Annotated in this window: 26 protein-coding genes; 1 reads left to right on the top strand and 25 read right to left on the bottom strand. The window is 42.7% G+C overall.

Annotation, left to right across the window (positions count from 1 at the left end; all coding sequences use genetic code 11):
- Positions 1-25: 25 nt before the first annotated feature.
- From rpmD to rpsJ, 19 genes are all read right to left on the bottom strand, one after another.
- Positions 26-211: a 50S ribosomal protein L30 gene (gene rpmD, locus FFM62_RS04445; RefSeq protein WP_075270305.1), complete on the bottom strand. Its 186-nt coding sequence runs from the start codon at positions 209-211 to the stop codon at positions 26-28.
- A gap of 11 nt (positions 212-222) precedes the next feature.
- Complete coding sequence (gene rpsE / locus FFM62_RS04440) at positions 223-726, bottom strand: 30S ribosomal protein S5 (protein WP_075270306.1); 504 nt, start codon at positions 724-726, stop codon at positions 223-225.
- 19 nt (positions 727-745) lie between these two features.
- Complete coding sequence (gene rplR, locus FFM62_RS04435; protein WP_115471033.1) at positions 746-1,102, bottom strand: 50S ribosomal protein L18; 357 nt, start codon at positions 1,100-1,102, stop codon at positions 746-748.
- 86 nt (positions 1,103-1,188) lie between these two features.
- Entirely contained in the window at positions 1,189-1,725 is a 537-nt protein-coding gene (rplF, locus tag FFM62_RS04430) for a 50S ribosomal protein L6 (protein WP_115471032.1), read from the bottom strand.
- Positions 1,726-1,756: 31 nt separating this feature from the next.
- A complete protein-coding gene (rpsH, locus tag FFM62_RS04425) occupies positions 1,757-2,155 on the bottom strand; it encodes a 30S ribosomal protein S8 (protein WP_075270309.1) in 399 nt (132 codons plus the stop codon).
- 43 nt (positions 2,156-2,198) lie between these two features.
- A complete protein-coding gene (gene rplE / locus FFM62_RS04420; RefSeq protein WP_075270310.1) occupies positions 2,199-2,741 on the bottom strand; it encodes a 50S ribosomal protein L5 in 543 nt (180 codons plus the stop codon).
- A gap of 30 nt (positions 2,742-2,771) precedes the next feature.
- Positions 2,772-3,080, bottom strand: coding sequence for a 50S ribosomal protein L24 (gene rplX, locus FFM62_RS04415; RefSeq protein ID WP_075270311.1), 309 nt, complete (start codon positions 3,078-3,080; stop codon positions 2,772-2,774).
- 32 nt (positions 3,081-3,112) lie between these two features.
- Entirely contained in the window at positions 3,113-3,481 is a 369-nt protein-coding gene (gene rplN / locus FFM62_RS04410; RefSeq protein ID WP_075270312.1) for a 50S ribosomal protein L14, read from the bottom strand.
- 45 nt (positions 3,482-3,526) lie between these two features.
- Complete coding sequence (gene rpsQ / locus FFM62_RS04405; RefSeq protein WP_075270313.1) at positions 3,527-3,793, bottom strand: 30S ribosomal protein S17; 267 nt, start codon at positions 3,791-3,793, stop codon at positions 3,527-3,529.
- A 23-nt stretch (positions 3,794-3,816) separates the two neighbouring features.
- Entirely contained in the window at positions 3,817-4,023 is a 207-nt protein-coding gene (gene rpmC / locus FFM62_RS04400) for a 50S ribosomal protein L29 (RefSeq protein WP_075270314.1), read from the bottom strand.
- On the bottom strand, positions 4,023-4,442 hold the full coding sequence (gene rplP / locus FFM62_RS04395) for a 50S ribosomal protein L16 (RefSeq protein ID WP_075270315.1): 420 nt from the start codon (positions 4,440-4,442) through the stop codon (positions 4,023-4,025). The genes rpmC and rplP overlap by 1 nt, the downstream gene beginning before the upstream one ends.
- A gap of 1 nt (position 4,443) precedes the next feature.
- Positions 4,444-5,112, bottom strand: a complete 669-nt coding sequence (gene rpsC / locus FFM62_RS04390) for a 30S ribosomal protein S3 (protein WP_115471031.1) — start codon at positions 5,110-5,112, stop codon at positions 4,444-4,446.
- Positions 5,113-5,125: 13 nt separating this feature from the next.
- Complete coding sequence (gene rplV, locus FFM62_RS04385; protein WP_075270317.1) at positions 5,126-5,473, bottom strand: 50S ribosomal protein L22; 348 nt, start codon at positions 5,471-5,473, stop codon at positions 5,126-5,128.
- 16 nt (positions 5,474-5,489) lie between these two features.
- Positions 5,490-5,771, bottom strand: a complete 282-nt coding sequence (gene rpsS / locus FFM62_RS04380; RefSeq protein WP_075270318.1) for a 30S ribosomal protein S19 — start codon at positions 5,769-5,771, stop codon at positions 5,490-5,492.
- A 52-nt stretch (positions 5,772-5,823) separates the two neighbouring features.
- Positions 5,824-6,657, bottom strand: a complete 834-nt coding sequence (gene rplB / locus FFM62_RS04375; protein WP_115471030.1) for a 50S ribosomal protein L2 — start codon at positions 6,655-6,657, stop codon at positions 5,824-5,826.
- Positions 6,658-6,673: 16 nt separating this feature from the next.
- The gene (gene rplW, locus FFM62_RS04370) at positions 6,674-6,961 is read right to left on the bottom strand and encodes a 50S ribosomal protein L23 (protein ID WP_115471029.1); all 288 of its coding nucleotides are present in this window, start codon (positions 6,959-6,961) and stop codon (positions 6,674-6,676) included.
- A complete protein-coding gene (gene rplD, locus FFM62_RS04365; protein ID WP_075270321.1) occupies positions 6,961-7,584 on the bottom strand; it encodes a 50S ribosomal protein L4 in 624 nt (207 codons plus the stop codon). Before rplD ends, rplW begins: the two co-directional genes overlap by 1 nt.
- 24 nt (positions 7,585-7,608) lie before the next feature.
- Positions 7,609-8,235, bottom strand: a complete 627-nt coding sequence (gene rplC / locus FFM62_RS04360; protein ID WP_075270322.1) for a 50S ribosomal protein L3 — start codon at positions 8,233-8,235, stop codon at positions 7,609-7,611.
- A 93-nt stretch (positions 8,236-8,328) separates the two neighbouring features.
- Positions 8,329-8,637: a 30S ribosomal protein S10 gene (gene rpsJ, locus FFM62_RS04355; protein ID WP_115471028.1), complete on the bottom strand. Its 309-nt coding sequence runs from the start codon at positions 8,635-8,637 to the stop codon at positions 8,329-8,331.
- A gap of 466 nt (positions 8,638-9,103) precedes the next feature.
- Between rpsJ and FFM62_RS04350 the strand changes: the two genes are divergently transcribed.
- Positions 9,104-10,093, top strand: a complete 990-nt coding sequence (locus FFM62_RS04350) for a polyprenyl synthetase family protein (RefSeq protein ID WP_240005911.1) — start codon at positions 9,104-9,106, stop codon at positions 10,091-10,093.
- Positions 10,094-10,170: 77 nt separating this feature from the next.
- Here FFM62_RS04350 and tsaD read toward each other — a convergent pair whose 3' ends face one another.
- The 6 genes from tsaD to galE form a co-directional block, all read right to left on the bottom strand.
- Positions 10,171-11,196 (bottom strand): tRNA (adenosine(37)-N6)-threonylcarbamoyltransferase complex transferase subunit TsaD, encoded by a 1,026-nt coding sequence (gene tsaD, locus FFM62_RS04345; protein ID WP_115471026.1) that lies wholly within the window; start codon positions 11,194-11,196, stop codon positions 10,171-10,173.
- Between the two features lie 3 nt (positions 11,197-11,199).
- The gene (gene rimI / locus FFM62_RS04340; protein ID WP_115471025.1) at positions 11,200-11,652 is read right to left on the bottom strand and encodes a ribosomal protein S18-alanine N-acetyltransferase; all 453 of its coding nucleotides are present in this window, start codon (positions 11,650-11,652) and stop codon (positions 11,200-11,202) included.
- Entirely contained in the window at positions 11,636-12,220 is a 585-nt protein-coding gene (rimI, locus tag FFM62_RS04335) for a ribosomal protein S18-alanine N-acetyltransferase (protein ID WP_115471024.1), read from the bottom strand. Before rimI (FFM62_RS04335) ends, rimI (FFM62_RS04340) begins: the two co-directional genes overlap by 17 nt.
- Positions 12,204-12,929: a tRNA (adenosine(37)-N6)-threonylcarbamoyltransferase complex dimerization subunit type 1 TsaB gene (tsaB, locus tag FFM62_RS04330; RefSeq protein ID WP_115471023.1), complete on the bottom strand. Its 726-nt coding sequence runs from the start codon at positions 12,927-12,929 to the stop codon at positions 12,204-12,206. Before tsaB ends, rimI (FFM62_RS04335) begins: the two co-directional genes overlap by 17 nt.
- A 126-nt stretch (positions 12,930-13,055) precedes the next feature.
- A complete protein-coding gene (locus tag FFM62_RS04325; RefSeq protein WP_115471022.1) occupies positions 13,056-13,490 on the bottom strand; it encodes a hypothetical protein in 435 nt (144 codons plus the stop codon).
- 91 nt (positions 13,491-13,581) lie between these two features.
- Positions 13,582-14,574, bottom strand: coding sequence for a UDP-glucose 4-epimerase GalE (gene galE / locus FFM62_RS04320; RefSeq protein ID WP_115471021.1), 993 nt, complete (start codon positions 14,572-14,574; stop codon positions 13,582-13,584).
- Positions 14,575-14,577: the final 3 nt, after the last annotated feature.

The following is a 14,577-nucleotide window of genomic DNA, read 5'->3' as shown; positions in this document are numbered from 1 at the left end:
TCAATGCAATCTAATTATTGAGCTCTTACTTAACTACTTCAACCGTAACCAAGTGAGCAATCTTAAACACTGCACCACGCGTTGCTGCGTTGTCAGGCAATACAACTGATGAACGCACCTTGTTCAATCCAAGGGCTTCCACAATTGCACGTTGCTTTGGCAAACGGTGGGCAGCACTCTTTACAAGAGTAATTTTAACTTGTTCAGCCATGTTCTGCCTCCTTAATCTGCCAAGTGCTCTAATGAGACCTGACGCAAATCAGCAACTTCTTCAGCGTTCTTCAATGAGTTGATTGCATCGAAAGTTGCGCGTACAACGTTGATTGGCGTAGCTGAACCTAATGACTTTGCAGTCACATCAGCAACTCCGGCCAATTCCAAAACGGCACGAGCAGCACCACCTGCTGCTACCCCAGATCCTTCAACGGCGGGCTTCAATAAGATACGGCCACCCGAGTGGACACCCAAAATAGAGTGAGGAAGGGTTGTACCAACAGTAGGTACACTAATAATGTTGCGCTTTGCATCTTCAGCAGCCTTACGGATTGCTTCAGGAACTTCTTGCGCCTTACCAGTACCAAAACCAACATGTCCGTCACGGTCACCAACTACTACCAAAGCAGCGAAACGCAAACGGCGTCCACCTTTAACAACCTTGGTAACACGGTTGATGGCTACAACGTTTTCTTCAAGCTCACCGAGCTTATTTGCATCGATAAATGCCATGTTTTCTTTCCTCCTTCCCTTAGAACTTCAAGCCAGTTTCGCGAGCAGCTTCTGCCAAAGCTTGTACACGACCGTGGTATAAGTAACCACCACGATCAAATACAACAACTTCAACGTTAGCTGCCTTTGCGCGCTCTGCGATTAAAGCACCAACTTTAGCTGCCTGTTCTGTCTTTGGAGCAGCTTCGATTGACTTGTCCAATGTTGAGGCACTAGCAAGCGTCACACCCGCTACGTCATCAATTAATTGCGCGTAGATGTTCTTGTTAGAACGGTAAACGTTCAAGCGTGGGCGCTCAGCAGTACCAGAAATCTTGCCACGAACGCGAGTGTGTCGGTGTTGACGCACTTTGTTCTTGTCTGACTTCGTAATCATGTTCGTAACCTCTTTTTTATTATTTGAAAGATATACTCATAAGTAAATCGTAACGTTGCGTACGACTTTAAGCACAGGGCTTAAGCTTACTTACCAGTCTTACCTTCCTTACGTACAACGTATTCATCTTCGTAACGAATACCCTTACCCTTGTATGGTTCAGGTGAACGTACGGCACGGATTTCAGCTGCGAAATCACCAACAAATTGCTTGCTGATTCCTTCAACTGTAATCGTATTTGCGTCAGGAACTTCAACTGTTAAGCCTTCACGAGCTTCAAATTCTACTGGGTGTGAGTAACCGACGTTCAAAACAAGCTTGTCGCCTTGCTTTGCGGCACGGTATCCAACACCGACTAGTTTCAAGGTCTTCTTGAAACCATTTGAAACACCCTCGACCATGTTGTTAACAATGGCACGAGTAGTTCCGTGAAGTGCCTTCATACGAACATCATCTGATGGACGAGTGAATGAAACCTGAGTTCCATCAACAGTCAAATTGATCTCATGGGCAAGTGAACGTGATAATTCACCTTTAGGACCCTTGACAGTAACAACATCACCATCGCTTGTTACTTCAACATTTGCGGGTAATGTGATGGCCTTATAACCAATACGACTCATTGGTTGACACCTCCTTGTTTAAATTTTATTTTTACCAGACGTAAGCCAATACCTCGCCACCAATTTTCTTGGCGCGAGCTTCTTTATCGGTGATAACACCTTCAGAAGTTGAGATGATTGCAACACCCAAGCCGTTCAATACCTTAGGTACATCATCTGACTTAACGTATGTACGCAAACCAGGCTTTGAAATACGCTTCAAACCTGAGATTACACGTGTTTTGTCAGCAGAGTACTTAAGGAAAACGCGGATGACACCTTGCTTGTCATCTTCAATGTATTCAACGTCACGAACAAAGCCTTCACTCTTTAAGATCTCGGCGATGTCCTTCTTGATCTTTGATGCAGGTACTTCAACTGAGTCGTGGCGAACCATGTTCGCATTACGAATGCGAGTCAAGAAATCTGCAATTGGGTCAGTCATTGACATTGATATTTGCCTCCTATTATTAATTACTGTAAATCAGTGTTGATTACTTTGAGAAAGGCATACCCATTTGAGTAAGCAATTCACGAGCTTCTTCGTCGGTGTTTGAAGTCGTTACAAGAACGATATCCAAACCACGAACACGATTAACCTTATCATAATCGATTTCTGGGAAAATAAGTTGCTCACGTACTCCCAATGTGTAGTTTCCACGGCCATCAAAAGCCTTTGGTGAAACTCCACGGAAGTCACGAACACGTGGCAATGAAACGTTGATCAACTTATCTAAGAAGTCGTACATACGCTCACCACGCAAAGTAACCTTTGTACCGATTGCCATACCCTCACGCAAACGGAAGCCAGCGATTGACTTCTTTGCACGAGTGATAACTGGCTTTTGACCAGCAATCAATTCCAATTCAGCAACAGCTTCATCCAAGTTCTTTGAGTTTGAAACAGCGTCACCAACACCCATGTTAAGCACGATCTTTTCGATCTTAGGTGCTTGCATGATTGATGAATACTCAAACTTCTCAACCAATGAAGGTGTAACTTCATTGACGTACTTTTCTTTCAAGCGATTTGCCATGATAATGATTTCCTCCTTTCACCTAGAAAATTATGCCAAAGTCTTTCCAGACTTCTTAGCGAAACGTACCTTCTTACCATCTTCAACTTTGTAACCAACTTTGGTTGGTTCGTTAGTAGAAGGGTCAAGCAATTGTACGTTTGAAACGTGGATTGGAGCTTCAAGCTCAACAATACCACCTTGTGGGTATTGGTTATTAGGCTTTTGGTGCTTCTTAACCTTATTGACACCTTCAACAACGACACGGTCTTGTGATGAAATAGTCTTTACAACTACGCCTTCCTTACCCTTGTCCTTGCCGGCGATAACCTTAACCTTGTCACCAGTCTTCACAAACATGCGAGGCTTCCTCCTTGATTTAATGATGGTAATTACAATACTTCAGGTGCCAATGACACAATACGCATGTAATCATTGCCACGCAATTCACGCGCAACAGGTCCGAAGATACGAGTACCTACAGGGCTCTTGTCATCTTTAACGATAACAGCGGCGTTTTCATCGAAACTGATGTATGAACCATCAGTACGGTGAGTACTAGCAGCAGTACGAACGATAACGGCTTTAACAACGTCACCCTTCTTAACATTTCCACCAGGAATAGCTTGCTTAACAGTTGCAACAACCATGTCACCGATTCCAGCGAACTTACGACCAGATCCACCTAATACCTTGATAGTCAAGATTTCGCGTGCACCTGAGTTATCAGCAACCTTTAAACGACTTTCTTGTTGAATCACGATTTTGTCCTCCTTCCGTTATTGGTAATATTCGAGATTAAACGATTAGATAATAACGGCCTTCTCGACGATTTCTACCAAACGGAAGCGCTTTGTAGCTGACGTTGGGCGCGTCTCCATGATACGTACCAAATCACCTGTCTTAGCTTCGTTGTTCTCATCGTGAGCCTTAAACTTTTTCGTGTACTTAACACGCTTACCGTAAACTGGGTGGTTCTTGTAAGTGTTGATTGCAACAGTCACTGTCTTATCCATCTTATCTGAAACCACGCGGCCTTGGTAAGTCTTACGTGTGTTACGAGCTTCAGTCATAACGAACGGTCTCCTCTCTTAGTCTACTTGTTCAATTCTTGTTGACGAATGACCGTCTTGATACGGGCAATTTGCTTACGTACTTCTGACAATCGCGCCGTGTTCTCAAGTTGACCTGTAGCTAATTGGAAACGCAAATTAAATAACTCTTCCTTGTAGCTCTTTTCTTGGGCAACCAGCTCAGCTTGGCTGAGACCCTTGATTTCATTTTTTTGATCCTTGATCTTCATTATTCACCCTCCACTTGACGAGCCAAGACCTTAGTCTTAACTGGCAACTTGTTAGATGCAAGACGCAAGGCTTCACGGGCAACCTCTTCAGGAACACCACCGACTTCAAACATAACCTTGCCGCGCTTTACAGGTGCTACCCAGCCTTCTGGGGTACCTTTTCCGTTACCCATACGAACACCAACACCCTTTGAAGTGTATGACAAGTGTGGAAAAATCTTAATCCATACTTTACCACCACGCTTCATGTAACGCGTCATAGTAATACGAGCAGCCTCGATTTGACGGTTTGTAATCCAGTGTGACTCAGTAGCTTGTAAACCGAAATCTCCGAAAGCTACTGTCTTACCACCTTTAGCCTCACCACGCATCTTACCGCGGTGTGGTCGACGGTACTTTACACGCTTTGGAACTAGCATGTTACTCGCCTCCTTGCTTCTTTTCTGACTTTATCTCTGGCAAAATATCACCACGGTAAATCCAAGTCTTAACTCCGATTTGACCGTAAGTAGTCTCTGCCTCATTCCATGAGTAGTCAATGTCTGCACGCAATGTGTGCAAAGGCACTGTACCCTCTGTATATTGTTCAACACGAGACATATCTGCACCATTCAAACGTCCAGAAACTTGTGTCTTGATACCTTTGGCACCAGCACGAGTTGCACGTTGGATAGCACTACGCATTGCACGACGGAAAGCCACACGGCGAACCAAGTCTGCTGCAATTTGTGAGCCTACCAATTGGGCGTCCAAATCAGGCTTCTTGATCTCAATGATGTTGATGTGAACACGTTCACCCTTGGCAACAAGCTTTGCAAGCTCATTACGCAATGCATCAACTTCAGATCCACCTTTACCAATAACCATACCTGGCTTAGCAGTGTGGATTGAGATATTTACACGGTTAGCAGTACGCTCAATTTCAACACGTGAAATTGATGCTTCAGCCAACTTAGCTTCGATGTACTCACGCAACTTTAAATCTTCGTGCAAAGTTGTTGCGAAGTCCTTCTTATTTGCGTACCATTTGGCATCCCAGTCGCGGATGATACCGACACGCATACCAGCTGGGTTAATTTTGTGACCCATGACTCAACCCTCCTTACTTTTCTTTTACCACAATAGTAATGTGGCTTGTACGCTTGTTGATTGGTGAAGCTGATCCCTTAGCACGTGGACGGAAACGCTTTAACGTTGGTCCTTCGTTTGCAAAGGCTTCAGCCACTACCAAATCTTCGCGATCTAATGAGAAGTTGTTCTCAGCGTTTGCTACTGCTGAGTTCAACACTTTGTATACATTTTCTGAGCTGTGGTTTGGCAAGAATTGCAAAATTGCAAATGCCTCAGCCACAGACTTACCACGAACTTGGTCAAGCACTTGGCGGACCTTACGTGGAGCGACACGAACGAGTTTGGCCGTGGCGCGTGCTGACGTGATTTGTTCAGCCATTGTATTGTCCTCCTAATTACTTACGAATAGTTGCTTTATCGTCTGCTGCGTGTCCGCGGAACGTACGCGTAGGAACGAACTCTCCAAGTTTGTGACCAACCATGTCTTCTTGTACCAAAACTGGCATGTGCTTACGACCATCGTAAACTGCAAAAGTTAATCCGATGAAACTTGGGAAAATCGTTGAGCGACGTGACCATGTCTTGATGACAGTATGCTTATCTGAAGCATTAGCCTCTTCGACCTTCTTTAACAAAGAAGCATCAGCAAATGGCCCCTTCTTTAGGCTACGACCCATTTTGAGGTCCTCCTCTCGTTTTTTAAAAACTTATAATAGCTGGAATCTATTTTTACTTGTTCTTACGGCTACGAACGATAAACTTTGATGAACGTGCCTTTTCGTTACGTGTCTTCTTACCAGCTGTCTTCTTACCCCATGGTGACAATGGTGATGGCATTCCAACAGGAGCCTTTCCTTCACCACCTCCATGAGGGTGATCGTTAGGATTCATTACAGATCCACGAACGTGTGGACGTTGACCCTTCCAACGACGGCGACCAGCCTTACCCCAGCTGATCAATGAGTGTTGTTCGTTTCCAACAACTCCAACTGTGGCACGGTTTACTGCCAAGATCATACGAACTTCACCTGATTGTAGGCGAACTAGTACGTACTTTCCTTCTTTACCTAGCACTTGAGCTGATGCTCCAGCTGAACGGACAAGTTGTCCACCATGACCAGGCTTTAATTCGATATTGTGAATTTGAGTTCCATCAGGAATCTTTGATAATGGTAATGAGTTACCTAACTTAATATCAGCATCTTCTCCAGATTGAACTGTCATACCAACTTCCAAGCCCTTAGGTGCCAAGATATATGCCTTAGTACCATCAGTGTATTGTAGCAAAGCGATGTTTGCAGTACGGTTTGGATCATATTCGATCGCAACAACCTTAGCTGGTACATCATCCTTAGTACGCTTGAAGTCGATAATACGGTATTGGCGCTTGTGTCCACCACCACGATGGCGTACAGTCATGTGACCGTATGAGTTACGAGCACCAGTGTTTGACTTTGATTCCAACAAGCTCTTTTCAGGCGTCGTCTTAGTGATTTCAGAAAAATCTGAAGACGTCATATTACGACGACCGTTAGAGGTTGGCTTGTACTTCTTGATAGCCACGCTAATTTCCTCCTAATTAGTTTTCGTTGAACAATTGAATGTCCTTTGAAGCTTCAGACAACGTAACAGTTGCCTTCTTACGCTTCTTAGTGTAACCAGCAAAGCGTCCTTGACGCTTCAACTTACCACGTACGTTAGCAGTGTTGATCTTTTCAACTTTAACGTCGAAAATTTCTTCAACAGCACGCTTAACTTGTGGCTTAGTGGCGCGAACATCAACTTCAAACGTGTAACGCTTTTCATCCAAAACGCTCATCGTTTGTTCAGTGATGACCGGGCGCAAAATGATATCGCGTGCGTCCATTATGCCAAAACCTCCTCAACTTGTGCCAAAGCTGATTGAACTACAACCAACTTATCGTTGTTGATTACGTCAAGCACGTTAACACCCTTAGCAGTCATAACAGTCACGTTTTCTAAGTTACGTGCTGCTAGTGCTGCATTAGCATTATCATCGTCCAAGACAACCAACGTCTTTTCATTTACGTTTAAGTTGTTCAAAACTGCCTTAAATTCCTTAGTCTTTGGTGCGTCGAATGACAATGCATCAACAACAACCAATGAAGAATCCAAAACCTTTTGTGACAACACTGACTTCAATGCCAAACGGTAAGCCTTCTTAGGCATCTTGTAGGCATATGAACGTGGTGTAGGTCCGAAGACAATTCCACCGCCACGCCATTGTGGTGAACGGATTGAACCTTGACGGGCACGACCTGTACCCTTTTGACGCCAAGGCTTCTTTCCACCACCAGAAACCGCTGAACGGTTCTTTACAGCATGTGTACCTTGACGCATTGAAGCGCGTTGCATCAATACGGCATCCGTAATGACATTGTTGTTTGGCTCTACACCAAATACTGAATCGTTTAATTCAATATCACCGGCATTTGAACCATCTTGCTTAAACAAAGCAACCTTAGTCATGATTATTTCCTCCCTTCGTCCTTATTACTTAGCTTTTTTTGAGTACTTAACAGTAACAAGTGACTTGTTGGCACCAGGAACATTACCCTTAACCAAGATCACGTTGTTTTCTACATCAACGCGAACAACTTGCAAGTTTTGTACAGTACGCTTACGGTTACCCATGCGTCCAGGCAACTTCTTACCCTTGAAGACGCGGTTAATAATGGCACCCAATGAACCAGGACGACGGTGGTAACGAGAACCGTGAGCCATAGGTCCACGAGCTTGGCCATCCTTCTTGATGTTACCTTGGTAACCATGACCCTTCGTAATTCCAGTTACGTCAACAGCTTCACCAGCGGCGAAGATATCAACCTTAACTTCATCCCCAACATTGAATTCTCCCTCAGCATCGCGGATTTCACGAATGTAGCGCTTAGGGGTCGTGTTTGCTTTGGCAACGTGACCTTGCTCAGGTTTGTTGCTCAAAACTTGGCGCTTATCTTGGTAACCCAATTGAAGTGCGTTGTAACCGTCATTTTCCAAAGTCTTAACTTGAAGAACAACGTTTGGCGTAGCTTCAACAACTGTTACAGGGATAAGTTCACCAGTCTCAGTGAATACCTGAGTCATGCCGACTTTGCGGCCTAAGATACCCTTAGTAGTCATGACTATCTCCTTTTCAAATAGTAAATCTAATATTTTTGGTTAGTTAAATGCATAACCAGGCAAATTGATTATCTATAATCTAAGCTATAAGAATTACAACTTAATTTCGATATCAACACCACTTGGCAATTCCAACTTTGACAATGCATCGACTGTCTTAGCAGTTGGGTTCATGATGTCGATCAAACGCTTGTGAGTACGCAATTCGAATTGCTCACGTGCATCCTTGTGCTTGTGAGGTGAACTCAAAACTGTGTAGACCGTGCGTTCCGTTGGCAATGGAATAGGACCTGAAATTTCAGCACCTGTACGCTTTGCCGTTTCAACGATCTTTTCAGCTGATGAATCCAAGATCTTGTGCTCGTAAGCCTTTAAACGGATACGAATTTTCTTATTTGCCATGATATAAATTCTCCCTTCGTCCATATTGGAATATGAAACTAACTCCGTGGAAACTACCGACACGCCCCACAAGGCTCCATGGCAATGGGCCTTGTGGCAATGCTGCCGGGTGTGTCGCAACCTCCCACATCATTGCTCGTCAATGGCACGCCAATATGCGAGACACATTTATGTGTGTCCCACATTTCGCGTACTTGATTATGATACAGCAGTCATGCTTGATACGCAAGCATTTTGTTTATTTTTTTCAAACAATTTTTGATCTGTTTTTTGTATCACAACGTCATTCATCATACACAATTTAAAAACCAAATACCAATATAAACTCTCATGATTGTTAATTATTTTTTATAGATTAAATTTCGTCTGTCGATTCGCTTTTTTTCATATATAATAGATGATAGTTTAAAAGACGTTATGTCAATTGATGTTACACAATATAGTAGATTTAAGGAATTCCAAATTAATGAAACAATCACTTACGCAAATCCACAAAATGTGGGAAAGATTTCCATCAGTTCAAAAAGAACTCCAAGATGTGTTATTTATTATCCAGGACTCATTAAAGGCAAATGATAAAGAAGTTGAGAAGGCATTATTGGATATGTTCCGCGCTGGCGGCAAAATGCTACGACCAGCGTTCGTAATTATTATCGGGCAATTCTACCCCGGTAATGCTTCAAAACTAAAACATATTGCTGCCTCAATTGAAATGCTCCACACGGCAACGCTTGTTCACGATGATATTATTGATGATTCACCAGAACGACGACATGCGCCAAGCATACAATCAAAATTTGGCAAAGATATCGCAGCATACGCTGGTGACTATCTGTTTGCTGCGACCTTCAAAACACTAGCCTTTCATACTGACGACATGACAGTCGTTCGTCAATCAACGAAATTACTAGAAGACATTTTAACTGGCGAACTTACCCAGCGTACTAATCATTATGATCGTCATATGACATTAGCCGATTATAAAGAACAAATCGCTGGTAAGACAGCCGCTTTGTTTGTACTTTCTGCGAAATTAGGTGCGACAAATGGTGACGCTCCTGAAGAATTCGTTAACTTAGTGACCGACTTTGCCTACAATGTTGGCATGGCTTTTCAAATTTTAGATGATATTTTAGATTACCAATCAACCACAACAGACTTAGGCAAACCAACTCTACAAGATGTTCGTGAGGGGGTCTATTCTGCCCCATTGATCATTGCTATGCAAAATAAACCTGAGATTCAAAAGCTTTTAGCGAAGAAGGAAAGCATCACCAATGAAGAGGCTATCCAATTACGTGATATGGTTATTGCTTCTGGTGCGGTTGATGAAGCAACCGACTTAGCCAGCGAATACACTGAAAAAGCATTGGATTACTTATCGCAATTGCCAGAGGGTGAATCAAAGGATACGTTAGTGGCTATTAGCGAAGCATTATTAGAACGTGCAAATTAAAGACACTTATATAGTAGAAAAGTAATTATTAACATAAAACGACGCTCAGTCAATTGGCTGAACGTCGTTTTTATTATTTATTCATCTTCATATTCAAACTCAAGCGCAGGATTGGCATTTAACGTCCAATCGCCACGTTTACCATGACGATAAGCAATATCAACAGCTGCACCAATCATCGCTGCATTATCACCAGCTAATTTAATAGGTACCGGAATAAATGCAATGTTTGATCGTTGTGCCATCATTTCGGTCAACGCATCTCGCAAACCACGGTTAGCTGCGACCCCACCAGCAACAATAAATGACTTTACCTGATAATGGTCTAATGCCTGCGATGTTTTACTTACTAGCACATCGACCACTGCTTCCTGGAAAGAAGCTGCTAAATCATCATGATTAACAGTTTCACCACGTTGGTCAGCGTTATGCATCAAATTAATGACCGCACTTTTTAGCCCTGAGAAAGAAAAGTCATAATCACCGTCATCAATCAGGGCACGTGGTAACTTATAGTTAGGCTTACCGCGATGAGCCATGTTATCCAAAGTCTTACCAGCTGGGTATTTTAGCCCCATTGTCCGGCCAACCTTGTCATAGCTTTCACCAGCAGCATCATCTCGTGTATCGCCAATGACGACGTAATCGTACTCTTCGCGCATCAAAACCAACTCTGTATGGCCACCAGATACCATCAACGCAAGTGCAGGATATTGAATAGGTGCCACGAAATTAGCTGCACTAATATGACCAGCCAGGTGTAATACTGGCACTAGCGGCAATTGATGTGCCCAGGCGATTGTCTTTGCGGCTGTGACCCCAATCAACAGAGCGCCTACTAATCCGGGCCCCTGTGTTACACCGATAGCAGTTAAATCACTGTATGTTAACTGAGCATCTTCCAGTGCTGCATCAGCTAAAATAGTTACCTGTTCGATATGGTGACGACTCGCAACTTCGGGAACAATCCCCCCAAACCTTTGATGACTTTTGATTTGTGTCGCTGTCTCTAAACTAACGATTTCATCACCATTTTTTATTATTGCCACACTCGTTTCATCAGCACTTGACTCAAATGCCATGATATAACGTGTTTCTGTCATGCTCTACTCCTTTACCTGTATCGGTAGCTCTAACATCATCAGATCAGCATCCTCCACAGGGTAATTATAATATGCTTTTCGTTGACGATAAGTCTTAAAGCCTAAACGCTGATACAACTGCTGCGCTGCTTGATTACTTGCCCGAACTTCTAACAGGACCTTCGTGCCATCAAAAAATTCATTAAACCAAGCACACAATAAAATTTCTCCCAGATGTTTGCCTTGCCGCTCTTTTAAGATAGCAACATTGCTAATATCCAAAACATCATCTAAATAAATGCCGCCGGCAAAGCCTATCAGCTGATCATGATCAACCATCCCCACATAATGTGAATACTCATTCTCTAGGTCTTGTTGAAAAGTTTTTAGTCGCCATGGTGAACCAGCTGGGTATGCTGCTTCGGCGAGCTGATATAGCTGCTCGGCGGTCATGTCATGTTTATATAAGAAGTTCATTATCGATTTGATTTCCTAGTATCTGTGCCATATCAAATGCATCTCCACCATCTTCGCCATAGTAATGCGCTTTTCGACGAACAATTTGGAATCCCAATCGTTCATACAACTCCTGTGCCCGTTTATTAGATACACGCACTTCTAAGGAAATACGATGAAAATTAATTTGTTGTGCAATCGTCATCATGTACATCACTAGAAAGGTACCTACACCTCGACTTTGCCAATGTGGTGTAACCATAATATTGGTAATGTGGACCTCATGGATACCCGGACGAAAAGCCGCCCCAATCAGTGCCACCATTGAACCCGTTTCAGGCTGACGTACAATCACATATAACCGATCACGCGTTCGCCGTAATTCTTCAGCAAATGCTGACATCGGCCATAAAACTATATCATTATAGGCAGCTTTCTCAAGCGCCATAATATCTTCTAAATCTGAGTGCTTGGCTGGCATTAAATCAAATTCAAAATCTTTAATAACAATTTTTTGTCGAAATTCCCGCATCTCCTCTGATACAGGCTTATCCCACCAATGGACTAATTGATTAAACTTTTTCCACATAGGCGTGCCCACCTTGATCCTCTGGATGTGCCTTTGCCCAATCGGCTTCTGCCTGTGATAGGCGATGATAATTTGGCACAAATTGATGAATATCATTCATGTCAGTCAACTTCGCACTGTCCTGTGCTAAGCTCATCATATTAGCTGCATGTGGCAAGTTATCTTGCGCAAACGTTGCTGCTGGGAATAGTTCACGTAACTGGTCTTCAAAACGTTGCCACTCACCAACAAAAATAATTGGTTGTTGCATCGTTTCTAATGCGGCATGCAGTTTATCAATATTCATATGTTTATCGGGCTGACGTACAACTAGACGTCCTGACTCCCACTGATACTGCGCAGCATAGATGTTTTGATTGCGAGCATCCATAATAGGTACAATGACGGCATTCGTATCTGCCACATTAGCTGCTAACAACGCCAAGCTTGAAATATCTGTTAATGAGATATTTAGTGTGAAGGCAAGTGTCTTAGCTGTTGTCACTGCAATACGTAGCCCAGTATATGAACCTGGTCCTTGACTAACAATGACATTATCTAAATCTTGTGGTGTCCAATTGGCTTGTTTTACCAACTCATCAATAAAAGGTAATAGTTGGGTTGAGTGGTTACGGCGTACATTAGTTTCACGTTGATCAATCAGATTATCATCTTCAAATAATGCAACGCTCAAAGGTTGATTGCTTGTATCAAAAGCAATGGTTTTCATATCAACTAGCTCCTCTACTTGTGAAATACTAATACCTATTTTACCGCAATTTTAACAGAACAACACTGCTAATCAAGGAAGAGTGTGAACAAATGCGGGTTGAATTCGGTTGTAAGGCTATTTATATCACTTTTGTCGCCATTGCCGTACAAACAACCAAATTCCTAAGATAATAACCACACAAACCAAAATAACATCCATGGCCTGTCTAACCCAAATCAAACTAATACATTGAATCACAATAATAACTGGCAACAAATAAATGACATAGTTTGGCACTTGCCATGCGGATGAATCAGTCACGTAATCCAATAATTTTTCACGATATAAAGGTTCAGATGAATGTGCCTGCTTATACTCCTTATATCGTCGATACATTTCTCGACCAATTAATGCAAGGTCAATAATAATCATCAATGGCAAAAAACAAATCAGAATCAAGAAAAAAACAATATGCATTTTTTCTTCCGACTGACTAAGCACAAGTAAATACATCAAACTAACACAAACCGTATATGCATACATCAGACCCGTCCGTCGCGTCGTCAAATACTCTAGCATGCCGTTAGCTTTCTTAAATAAAAAAAGACCAATGCTTCTGTACTTGAACGGTGATTCAAGATACTTCATACATTGATCTATTGTTTACTACTTACCGATCACCATAACCATTTGGATGGGTTTGATGCCAGTTCCAAGCAGTACTAATAATTTCCTTCACATCATCATAATTAGGTTCCCAACCAAGGACTTCGCGTGCCTTGTCTGACGAAGCAACCAATGAATCAGGATCACCAGCACGACGAGGTGCAACTTCAGCAGGAATTGGTTGACCAGTTGCTTCACGCGCAGCCTCAACCATTTGCTTAACTGAAAAACCATTAGCAGATCCCAAGTTAAACTGATTTGACTCATTACCCTTAGCTAGGTAGTCCAAAGCCAACACATGCGCATCAGCCAAGTCCATCACATGTACATAGTCACGGACGTTAAATCCATCCGGCGTATTGTAGTCATCGCCAAACATCATGATCTTCTCACGTTGACCCAAAGCCGTTTGCAAAATGATTGGTACCAAATGTGTCTCAGTTGGGTGGTCTTCACCAATTGAACCATCAGCCTTGGCTCCCGCAACGTTAAAGTAACGCAAAGCAACCCACTTTAATCCATAAGCTTGATCAGCCCACTTCATAATGTGCTCCATTTGTAGCTTTGATTCACCGTAAGGATTGATTGGATTTTGTGGCGTTGTTTCCTTAATAGGATTTTCCTTAGCCACACCATATGTTGCAGCTGTTGATGAGAAGACAATTTGCTTCACATCAAAGTCCAACATAACTTCAAGCAAATTAATCATACCGTACACGTTGTTATCAAAATACTTTAATGGCTTTTCAACAGATTCCGGTACGATTGAAGAAGCTGCGAAGTGAACAACTTGATCAATATTTTCTTTTTCAAACACTTCAGTCAATGCTGCCTTATCACGAATATCAACTTCGTAAAATGGCACCCCCTCAGGTACTGAAGCACGATGCCCCGTTAACAAATTGTCAACAACGACAACATCACGATGGTCAGCTAGTAACGTAGCTACCATATGAGAACCAATGTAGCCAGCTCCCCCTAATACTAATACAGACATGTC

This window comes from Weissella thailandensis (assembly GCF_005405465.1).
Taxonomy (GTDB): Bacteria; Bacillota; Bacilli; order Lactobacillales; family Lactobacillaceae; genus Weissella; species Weissella thailandensis.
Note: the sequence above shows the minus strand (reverse complement) of the source record. Positions and strands in the feature narration are given on the sequence as shown.

Excerpts from the sequence above, each read along its gene's own strand:
- rpmD (WP_075270305.1), bottom strand. The coding sequence starts at position 211 with ATGGCTGAACAAGTTAAAATTACTCTTGTAAAGAGTGCTGCCCACCGT.
- rpmC (WP_075270314.1), bottom strand. The coding sequence starts at position 4,023 with ATGAAGATCAAGGATCAAAAAAATGAAATCAAGGGTCTCAGCCAAGCT.
- rpsC (WP_115471031.1), bottom strand. The coding sequence starts at position 5,112 with ATGGGTCACAAAATTAACCCAGCTGGTATGCGTGTCGGTATCATCCGC.
- rpsH (WP_075270309.1), bottom strand. The coding sequence starts at position 2,155 with ATGTCAATGACTGACCCAATTGCAGATTTCTTGACTCGCATTCGTAAT.
- rpsJ (WP_115471028.1), bottom strand. The coding sequence starts at position 8,637 with ATGGCAAATAAGAAAATTCGTATCCGTTTAAAGGCTTACGAGCACAAG.
- rpsQ (WP_075270313.1), bottom strand. The coding sequence starts at position 3,793 with ATGACTGAAGCTCGTAACACACGTAAGACTTACCAAGGCCGCGTGGTT.
- galE (WP_115471021.1), bottom strand. The coding sequence starts at position 14,574 with ATGTCTGTATTAGTATTAGGGGGAGCTGGCTACATTGGTTCTCATATG.
- tsaD (WP_115471026.1), bottom strand. The coding sequence starts at position 11,196 with ATGACAGAAACACGTTATATCATGGCATTTGAGTCAAGTGCTGATGAA.
- rimI (WP_115471025.1), bottom strand. The coding sequence starts at position 11,652 with ATGAACTTCTTATATAAACATGACATGACCGCCGAGCAGCTATATCAG.
- rplP (WP_075270315.1), bottom strand. The coding sequence starts at position 4,442 with ATGCTAGTTCCAAAGCGTGTAAAGTACCGTCGACCACACCGCGGTAAG.
- rplX (WP_075270311.1), bottom strand. The coding sequence starts at position 3,080 with ATGTTTGTGAAGACTGGTGACAAGGTTAAGGTTATCGCCGGCAAGGAC.
- rplD (WP_075270321.1), bottom strand. The coding sequence starts at position 7,584 with ATGACTAAGGTTGCTTTGTTTAAGCAAGATGGTTCAAATGCCGGTGAT.
- rpsS (WP_075270318.1), bottom strand. The coding sequence starts at position 5,771 with ATGGGTCGTAGCCTAAAGAAGGGGCCATTTGCTGATGCTTCTTTGTTA.
- rplW (WP_115471029.1), bottom strand. The coding sequence starts at position 6,961 with ATGGACGCACGCGATATCATTTTGCGCCCGGTCATCACTGAACAAACG.
- FFM62_RS04350 (WP_240005911.1), top strand. The coding sequence starts at position 9,104 with ATGAAACAATCACTTACGCAAATCCACAAAATGTGGGAAAGATTTCCA.
- rplE (WP_075270310.1), bottom strand. The coding sequence starts at position 2,741 with ATGGCAAATCGCTTGAAAGAAAAGTACGTCAATGAAGTTACACCTTCA.
- rplC (WP_075270322.1), bottom strand. The coding sequence starts at position 8,235 with ATGACTACTAAGGGTATCTTAGGCCGCAAAGTCGGCATGACTCAGGTA.
- tsaB (WP_115471023.1), bottom strand. The coding sequence starts at position 12,929 with ATGAAAACCATTGCTTTTGATACAAGCAATCAACCTTTGAGCGTTGCA.
- rpsE (WP_075270306.1), bottom strand. The coding sequence starts at position 726 with ATGGCATTTATCGATGCAAATAAGCTCGGTGAGCTTGAAGAAAACGTT.
- rplR (WP_115471033.1), bottom strand. The coding sequence starts at position 1,102 with ATGATTACGAAGTCAGACAAGAACAAAGTGCGTCAACACCGACACACT.
- FFM62_RS04325 (WP_115471022.1), bottom strand. The coding sequence starts at position 13,490 with ATGCTAGAGTATTTGACGACGCGACGGACGGGTCTGATGTATGCATAT.
- rplF (WP_115471032.1), bottom strand. The coding sequence starts at position 1,725 with ATGAGTCGTATTGGTTATAAGGCCATCACATTACCCGCAAATGTTGAA.
- rplV (WP_075270317.1), bottom strand. The coding sequence starts at position 5,473 with ATGGCTGAACAAATCACGTCAGCACGCGCCACGGCCAAACTCGTTCGT.
- rimI (WP_115471024.1), bottom strand. The coding sequence starts at position 12,220 with ATGTGGAAAAAGTTTAATCAATTAGTCCATTGGTGGGATAAGCCTGTA.